The following is a 2039-nucleotide window of genomic DNA, read 5'->3' as shown; positions in this document are numbered from 1 at the left end:
GTGCGCCGCTTCGACGACTACGAAGAGAAGCTGCTGCAAGCCAAGGTCGTGCTCGACCCTGATCGGCGCAAGGATACGATCGTTACCGACGCCAAGCAGCTTGCGTTCGCGCAAGGCTTTGAGCTGGTCGAGGACCAGACGCTGCTGGATGAGGTCGCGGGCCTCGTCGAATGGCCGGTCGTGCTGATGGGCTCGTTCGACGAAGCGTTTTTGAAAATTCCCGGGGAGGTGATCCGCGCCACCATCCGCAACAACCAGAAATGCTTTGTGGTCTCCGATCCCAAGATCGGAAAGCTCGCCAATCGATTCATCCTCGTCGCCAATATCGAGGCCAGCGACGGCGGCAAGACCATCGTGGCCGGCAACGAGCGCGTGATCCGCGCGCGGCTGTCGGATGCAAAATTCTTCTATCAGACCGATCTGAAGACGCCTCTCGAAGACCGCCTGCCGAGATTCGAGCAGATCGTGTTCCACGAAAAGCTCGGCACGCAGGCTGAGCGCATCGCCCGCATCGAGCGGCTCGCCGCCGAGATCGCGCCGCTTGTGGGCGCCGATGTCGAGAACGCCAAGCGCGCGGCAAAACTCGCGAAAGCCGATCTGCTCACGGAAGTGGTCGGCGAATTTCCCGAGTTGCAGGGCCTGATGGGCAAATACTACGCGCTGGCGCAGCGCGAGGATGCCTCCGTCGCTGCCGCGAGCGAGGAGCACTACAAGCCGCAGGGGCCCAACGATCGTGTGCCGACCGATCCGGTCAGCATCGCGGTTGCGCTTGCGGACAAGATCGACACATTGGTTGGCTTCTGGGCGATCGACGAAAAACCGACTGGCAGCAAGGACCCGTATGCGCTGCGGCGTGCGGCCCTCGGGGTGATCAGGCTGATCGTCGAGAACGCGCTCCGCCTGTCGATGCTTAAAGTTACAGGTTTGGCACTCGACGGTCTGCGCGAAAAACACGCGGATGGTCAGAAGCTCCCTGCCGATCTCCTCGCCTTCTTCGCCGATCGCCTGAAAGTGCAACTCCGCGAACAGGGCGCCCGGCATGACCTAGCCGATGCGGTGTTCACGCTGGAAGGACAGGATGACCTGTTGATGATCGTGCGACGGGTCGAGGCGCTCGGCAGATTCCTCGACACCGATGATGGCAAGAACCTGCTCGCCGGCACCAAGCGTGCGAGCAACATCCTCGCCATCGAAGAGAAGAAGGACAAGCGGACTTTTGATGGCGCGCCCGAGGCCACGCTCTACTCCCTCCCCGAGGAAAAGGCGCTGGCGAAGGCGATCGATCAGGTGAAGGCCGAAGCCTCGAGGGCCGTGGCGAAGGAAGACTTTGCCGGCGCGATGGGCGCGATGGCAAAGCTGCGTCCGGCGGTCGATGCGTTCTTCGACAAGGTCAAGGTCAATGACGACGATCCAAAGATCCGCGAGAACCGCCTGAGGCTGCTCAACGAAATTCGCAGCGCCACGCGCGCCGTTGCGGACTTTTCTAAGATTGAAGGTTGATCGCGCGGGTGATCTCTCCCGCACCGGTGGTCATCACCCACGAAAAGCGGGTGATCCAGTAACCACGACTGCCGATCATTGCAGGCGCTGATGGTTGCTGGATGCCCCGCATGCCCGGGGCATGACGACTCAGTTTTCGTGAGGCCATGCCAAAACGAAAAAGCCCTGCCCGGTGGGGGGAATAACCGGACAGGGCCTTCACGCCCGGCCGTCTGGGCGGGGGGAGGCCGACGACCGAACGATCACGCAATTCGATCAGCAATCACGCTACTCGATCGCATTATTCGATCACCTGCACGATGCGCCGTGACCGCGGTTCCACCAGCACGGTCTCGCCGTTGATGACCGTGTATCGATAGGGTGTCACGCCAAACGTTTGCGGCACGTCGTAGTAGGTCACGCCGGTTTCGGGGAGAATGCCGCCGACGATCACGCGTTCCGGCATGGTGTAGTTGGGGATGCGCTCGCGGATCACATATTCGCGAAACGCCGGCCGCTGTTCGACCGCTATCCCGGCGTCGTCATCGAGGATGACGGCC

3 protein-coding genes are annotated in these 2039 nt (G+C 61.8%); 1 reads left to right on the top strand and 2 read right to left on the bottom strand.

Annotation, left to right across the window (positions count from 1 at the left end; translation table 11 throughout):
* The coding region (gene glyS, locus JOZ76_RS37285; protein WP_291706365.1) for a glycine--tRNA ligase subunit beta at positions 1-1500 on the top strand (1500 nt) is incomplete at its 5' end.
* Here the strand turns inward: glyS and JOZ76_RS37280 are convergent.
* Both JOZ76_RS37280 and JOZ76_RS37275 read right to left on the bottom strand, forming a co-directional pair.
* On the bottom strand, positions 1484-1762 hold the full coding sequence (locus JOZ76_RS37280) for a hypothetical protein (RefSeq protein ID WP_291706364.1): 279 nt from the start codon (positions 1760-1762) through the stop codon (positions 1484-1486). The two genes, glyS and JOZ76_RS37280, sit on opposite strands and share 17 nt — an antisense overlap.
* Before the next feature lie 18 nt (positions 1763-1780).
* Positions 1781-2032, bottom strand: coding sequence for a DUF1236 domain-containing protein (locus JOZ76_RS37275; RefSeq protein ID WP_291706366.1), 252 nt, complete (start codon positions 2030-2032; stop codon positions 1781-1783).
* Between the last annotated feature and the right edge of the window lie 7 nt (positions 2033-2039).

The sequence above is a fragment of the Bradyrhizobium sp. genome (assembly GCF_019244115.1).
Lineage (GTDB): Bacteria > Pseudomonadota > Alphaproteobacteria > Rhizobiales > Xanthobacteraceae > Bradyrhizobium.
This window is presented reverse-complemented; position numbering and strand designations above follow the sequence as displayed.